Consider the following 5,858-nt stretch of genomic DNA (forward strand, 5'->3'; position numbering starts at 1 on the left):
CCGACTTCGGCTGCGACGGGGGCGCGGCCGACCACGGCTGCCCGCGCGGGGTCGGCGGGTCGGCGGTCGGCGCGCCGGTGGGCCGGGCGGCCGGCGGGGTGGTGCCGTCGGGTACGAGGTTCGGGGCGACCAGCGCCGCCGCCGTGGTCACCACCACCAGCGCGGCGACCACCAGCAACGGCCGCCGGCGCGGGGCCGGGGTGGCCGGCCCGTCGGGTTCCGCCGGCGGGAGCGCGGCGGCGGGGGTGGCCAGCGCCGGCAGGGTGACCGTCGGGGCGAGCATGGTGGCCGCCTGCGGGTCGCCGGGGAGCAGCTGGTCCCGCAGCGTCGCGGCCACCTGGTGGGCGGTGGGCCGCGCCCGCGGGTCCTTGGCCAGGCAGCGCAGGACGGTACGGGCCACCGCGGGCGGCAGCCCCGGTACGTCGTCCAGCGACAGCGGTTCCTCCGCCTGCAACGCCGCGCCGAGCTGCTCCCAGGTGTCCGCCGGGTACGGGGGCCGGCCGGTCAGCGTCTCGTAGAGCAGCACGCCGAGGGAGTAGACGTCGGTGGACGGCTGGGCCGGCGCCCCGTCCAGCCGTTCCGGCGCCACGTACGCGGGGGTGCCGAAGGTGCCGCCGTCCTCGTCCTCGTCCGGGGCGCCGACCTGGGTGGCGATGCCGAAGTCCAGCACCTTGGCGCCGACCGGCGTCATCATCACGTTGGCCGGGGTGATGTCCCGGTGCACGATGCCGAGCCGGTGCGCGGCGGCCAGCGCCTCGGCCACCTGGGCGCCCACCTCGACCGCCTGCGGCCAGGGCAGCGGCCCCTCGGTGAGCCGGTGCTCCAGCTCCTCGCCGCTGAGCAGCTCCATCACCACGAACGAGGTGATGGCGCCGTCCGGGGCGAGGGTCTCGCCGTAGTCGTGCACCGAGGTCACGTGCGGGTGCACCAGCTGGGCCGCGGAGCGGGCCTCCTCGCGGACCATGTCCCGGAACCGGGCGTCCGCGGCGAGCGACGGGGCGAGGACCTTGACCGCGACGATCCGGTCGAGCACCTCGTCGCGGGCCCGCCAGATCACCGACATGCCACCGGCCCCGATCCGGTCGATGAGCCGGTACCTGCGGGCCAGCAACCGGCCGGCGTGCAGCGCTGCCATCGGTGATCGCACCTGCCTGGGGATCGGGGGTGGTGTCAGGTTGCAAGAATGTGTCCGTCGTGTCAACGGCCGTCCCCTTCTCCGGTCACCCTCCGTGCCGGTCGGCTCACCGCCCGCCGTCCCGTCCGGCGGTCAGCGGCTGCGCCGGGCGGCCCGGCGGGAACGTGCCAGGATGAGCGACATGAGTGGCGGTCCGGTGGCGTTCGTGCTCGGCGGCGGGGGAGTGCTGGGCGCGGTCGAGGTGGGCATGCTCCGCGCCCTGTTCCGGGCCCGGATCCGGCCGGACATCGTGCTCGGCACCTCGATCGGCGCGGTCAACGGCGCGCTGGTCGCTGCCGACCCGTCCGAGGCGGTCACCGACCGGCTGGTCCGGCTCTGGGCCTCCCCGGAGGCGAGCGAGGTGTACGGCGACTCGGTGGCCCGGCAGCTGCGCCGCTTCGCCGCCCGTACCCACCTGCACTCGCCCCGGCCGCTGCGCAAGCTGCTGGAGGGCGAACTCGGCGTGGACACCACCTTCGCCGACCTGAAGGTGCCGTTCCGCTGCTGCGCCGCCAACATCGAGCGGGCCGCCGAGCACTGGTTCCACAGCGGACCGGTGGTGCCGGCGGTGCTCGCCTCCGCCTCGGTGCCGGGGCTGCTGCCCCCGGCCCGGATCGACGGCCAGCACTACATCGACGGCGGGATCGTCAACTCCATCCCGATCGGCGAGGCGGTCGTGTCGGGCGCCCGGCAGATCTTCGTTCTCCAGGTGGGCCGGATCGAACGGGAGCTGACGCCGCCCCGGCGGCCCTGGGAGATCGCCCAGGTCGCGTTCGAGATCGCCCGCCGGCACCGGTTCGCCCGGGAGATGTCGGCCCTGCCCGACGGGGTGGAGGTGCACGTGCTGCCGACCGGTGGGCTGGAACCCCGCGACGACAGCCCGTGGGCGTACCGGGACATGGCTGCGGTGGGGCGGCGGATCAGCCGCGCGTACACCGCGTCCCGCCGCTATCTTGCGGAGCTGGACCGCTGATGCCGTTGCCACCGTGGTGGTTGCGCCGGCTGCTGATCGCCCCCGGCGTGGTGCTGCTCGCGGTCGCCGTGGTGACCACGGTGCCGGTCTGGGCGCTGCTCGCCCTGGCCGTCTCGCCGTTCGTTCCCGGCCGGTTGCGACCGCTGCGCCTGCTCTGGATCGGCGCGGTCTACCTGGTCTGGGACGCGGCGGCGCTGATCGCGCTCTTCGTGCTCTGGCTCGCCTCCGGCTTCGGCTGGCGCAAGCGGTCGCCGGCCTTCCAACGCGCGCACTACGTGCTCGCCGGCCGCTTCCTCCAGGTGCTCTTCTGGCAGGCCCGGTGGACGCTGCGGCTCAGCATCGACGTGGTCGGCACCGATCCGGACACGGCCCTGCCGGGCCGGCCGGAGCTGGTGCTCTGCCGGCACGCCGGCCCGGGCGACTCGTTCATCCTGATCCACGCCCTGGTCAACTGGTTCCATCGCGAGCCGCGGATCGTGCTCAAGGCCAGCCTCCAGTGGGACCCGGCGATCGACGTACTGCTCAACCGGCTGCCCAACCGGTTCATCGCCCCCGGTGACGGCCGTGACGAGGCGGTCCGACAGATCGCACACCTCGCCACCGACCTGGACGACGACGACGCGTTCGTGATCTTTCCGGAGGGCGGCAACTTCACCCCCGGCCGCCGGTTGCGGGCCATCGCCCGGCTGCGCGCGCTCGGCCTGGAGCGGATGGCGTTGCGCGCCGAGCGGATGCAGCACGTCCTCGCCCCGCAGCCCGGCGGGCTGCTCGCCGCGCTGGAGGCCGCCCCGGACGCCGGGGTGATCTTCGTGGCGCACACCGGGCTGGACCGGATGCTCACCGTCACCGACGTGTGGCGGGAACTGCCGATGGACAAGCGGATCGTGATGCGGTTCTGGTCGGTGCCCCCGGAGGACGTCCCGGTCGACCGGCAGAAGCGCATCGACTGGCTCTTCGACTGGTGGGGCCGGATCGACGCGTGGATCGCCGCCAACCGCGACGGCGTCGCCGGTGACACGGACGCCGGGGCGGACCGCAGCGGGACCGGGCCCGCGTAGGGTCGCTGTGTGGAGCAGATCTGCGTGGTGACGACAGTGGTGGACGCGCGCTCGGTCGCCGACCTGCTGGCGGCCGCGGCGGTCGCCGGGCGACTGGCGGCCTGCGCGCAGGTCGGCGGCCAGGTGGACAGCACCTACTGGTGGCGGTCCGGGGTGGAGACCAGCACCGAGTGGTCCGTGCAGTTCAAGACCACCCCCGACCGGGCCGACGCGCTGGTCGACCAGATCCGCGCCACCCACCCGTACGACGTGCCGGAGATCCTGGTGACCCGGGTCGAATGCGGCGAACCGGCGTACGCGGCCTGGGTGCACGAGAACACCCGCACCTAGGTACGCGCACTCTGGGCCGGGGTTGCGCCGGCCGTGACGATGACCGGGTGGAGAACACCGCCTACCCGTGCCCCGGCTGCGGCGCGCCCGCAGACCTGATCCGCGGCTGCTCCGGCTGCGGCCGGCCGCCGTACCCGCCCGCCGCCGAAGTGGTCCGGCTGGACCGGGAGATCGTCGCGCTCGGCCGGGAGGTGGAGCGGGCCCGCGGGGCGTACCAGGAGGCGTCGGGCCGGCTGCTCGCGGCGCAGCGCCGCCGGGCGGAGCTGGCGGCCCGGGTCCGGGTCGAGGTCCCCACCCGGCAGGCGCCGGCGTCGCCGGTGCCCCGTCCGGTGCCGGCGGCACCCGGCCGGCCAGAGGCCTCCACTTTGACGGTGCAGAGCCTGCTCTTCGTCTTCGGTGGACTGCTGCTCGGCACGGCGGCGATGGTCTTCACCGCCGTCGCCTGGGCCGCCGTCGGGGTGGCCGGCCGGGCGCTGATCCTGGCCGCGTTCACCGCGCTGATGCTGGCCGTGCCGCTGGTCGCGATGCGGCGCGGGTTGCGCGGCACCGCCGAGACGTTCGCCGCGGTGGGGCTGCTGCTGGTGGTGCTCGACGGGTACGCCGCATGGTCGGTGAACCTGTTCGGCGCGGCCGGCTGGCCGGTCACCCGGTACGCCGCGCTGGTCGGGGGGGCCAGCGCGGCGGTCGCCGCCGGGTACGCCCGGCTGAGCCGGCTGACCGTGCCGTGGTTCGCGGCGCTGCTGGTCGCGCAGCCGGTGCTGCCGCTGGCGGCGGTGGCGGCGCGGCCCGGGGCGACGGGCTGGACGCTGGTCCTGCTCGGGGTGGCGCTGCTCGACCTCGGGGTGGTCGTCGCGTTGCGCGGCGCGGCGGGGGCGCGGCACGGGGGGTCGGCGGCCGGCGGGGGGCCGGTCGCCGACCCGCGCGTCGGATCGACGGTGGCCGCCGGGCGGGTGCTGGCCTGGCTCGGCTTCGGCGTCGCGTCCGCGCTCGCCGCCTGCACCGCGCTGGTGCCGCTGGCCTGGGGCCGGGCCGCCGGGCAGCCGCTGCTGGCCGGACTGCCGCTGCTGCTGGTCGGGTTGGTGCTGCTCGGCGCCGCGCGGGTCGCCGGCGGTCCGTTCCCGCAGGTGGCGGCCGGGCTGCTGGTGCCGCTGCTGGCCGCCGCGCTGCTCCGGCCGGTGGCCGAGTTGAGCGCCGGGTTCCTGCTGCTCGCCGCGGGGGTGGTGAGCATCGGGGCGGCCGGCGCGGTCCGGCTGCTGCCGACCCGGTTCCGCTCCGGCCCCCGGGTCGGCGCGTTGGTCGTCACGGGCGTGCTGGCCCAGGTCGGCGTGCTGGCCACCGCGCTGCTCGCCGGTGGCGCGGCGGCCCGGTCGCTGCCCCCGTGGCGGGGCGCGGCGGCCGGCCCCGAGCTGGGCTGGGGGTGGCAGCTTCCGATCACCGTCGCGCTGACCGCGGTAGCGGTAACGCTGCTGCTGCCCAGGGCGGCCCGCCCGGTGGCCACGGTGGTCGGCGTGGCGCTGACCGCGTCCGCGCTGCCGGCCGTCGCGGCCACGCCCTGGCCGGCGGCGCTCGCCCTGGACCTGCTGGCCGGCGCCGGACTGCTGCTGACCGCCCTGCGTCCCGGGCGCCGCGCCCCGACCGCGCTGGCCGGTTCGCTGGCCGGCGGCGTCCTGCTCGGCCACGGGCTGCTCGTCGGACTGGCCACCTCGGGCGGCACGCTGGCGACGCTCGGCGTCGTCCTGGCGGTCGGGCTCGCCGCGCCGGTGGTGGCCCGCCGGGGCAGCGCCGTGCAACAGCGGGCCGCCGGGCTCGCCCTGGTCGCCGGGTTGCTCGCCGTACCGGCCGGGACGGTGGTCGCGCTGCACGCGACCGGATCGCCGTCCTGGTGGCAGCTCCGCGGCGCGCTGGCCGCCGCCGGGCTGCTGCTCGGCGCGCTCCTCGCGGTCCGCCGGATCCGCCCCGACCTCGACGGGTACGCCTCCACCGCGCTCGCCGTCGCGCTGGCCGGGCTCGCCCCCGTGGCGCTGGTCGTACCGGGCCGGGAGCCGGTCGCGCTCTACGCCGCGCTCGCCGCGTTGGCGCTGGCGGTGGCCGACCGCGGGCTCGTCGTCGGGCGGGTGATCGGGGGCGGGTCGGCGGTGCTGGCGGTGCTGGCCGCCGCGCCGGTCAGCGTGGGGGCGCTGGTCTCCCCGTACGGCGGTCCGGTCCTGCCCTGGGCCGGGGTGCCCGCCACGCGGCCCGTGCCCGGCGCGCCAGCCGTGGCCGCCGCCCTGCTGGTGCTGGCGGCCGCCGCCGCCCTGGTCGCCCGGCGGGCCGGCGGTGGCCG

General features: G+C 77.0%; 4 protein-coding genes and 1 pseudogene. 4 read left to right on the top strand and 1 reads right to left on the bottom strand.

Annotation, left to right across the window (positions count from 1 at the left end):
- On the bottom strand, window positions 1-1,135 hold a 1,135-nt coding region (locus tag V6U81_RS28725; protein WP_334494144.1), incomplete at its 3' end, for a serine/threonine-protein kinase.
- Window positions 1,136-1,316: 181 nt separating this feature from the next.
- On the opposite strand from V6U81_RS28725, the gene V6U81_RS28730 reads away from it, so the two are divergent.
- From V6U81_RS28730 to V6U81_RS28745, 4 genes and pseudogenes are all read left to right on the top strand, one after another.
- The gene (locus tag V6U81_RS28730) at window positions 1,317-2,147 is read left to right on the top strand and encodes a patatin-like phospholipase family protein (RefSeq protein ID WP_334494149.1); all 831 of its coding nucleotides are present in this window, start codon (window positions 1,317-1,319) and stop codon (window positions 2,145-2,147) included.
- Window positions 2,147-3,205 (top strand): 1-acyl-sn-glycerol-3-phosphate acyltransferase, encoded by a 1,059-nt coding sequence (locus tag V6U81_RS28735; protein ID WP_334494145.1) that lies wholly within the window; start codon window positions 2,147-2,149, stop codon window positions 3,203-3,205. The genes V6U81_RS28730 and V6U81_RS28735 overlap by 1 nt, the downstream gene beginning before the upstream one ends.
- A 9-nt stretch (window positions 3,206-3,214) precedes the next feature.
- Window positions 3,215-3,535 carry a divalent-cation tolerance protein CutA gene (cutA, locus tag V6U81_RS28740; RefSeq protein ID WP_334494147.1) on the top strand — a complete coding sequence of 107 codons (321 nt, stop codon included), beginning with the start codon at window positions 3,215-3,217 and terminating at the stop codon, window positions 3,533-3,535.
- 47 nt (window positions 3,536-3,582) lie between these two features.
- A pseudogene (locus tag V6U81_RS28745) lies at window positions 3,583-5,858 on the top strand (SCO7613 C-terminal domain-containing membrane protein); the annotation flags it as partial.

It is taken from the genome of Micromonospora lacuserhaii, assembly GCF_036902735.1.
GTDB lineage: Bacteria > Actinomycetota > Actinomycetes > Mycobacteriales > Micromonosporaceae > Micromonospora.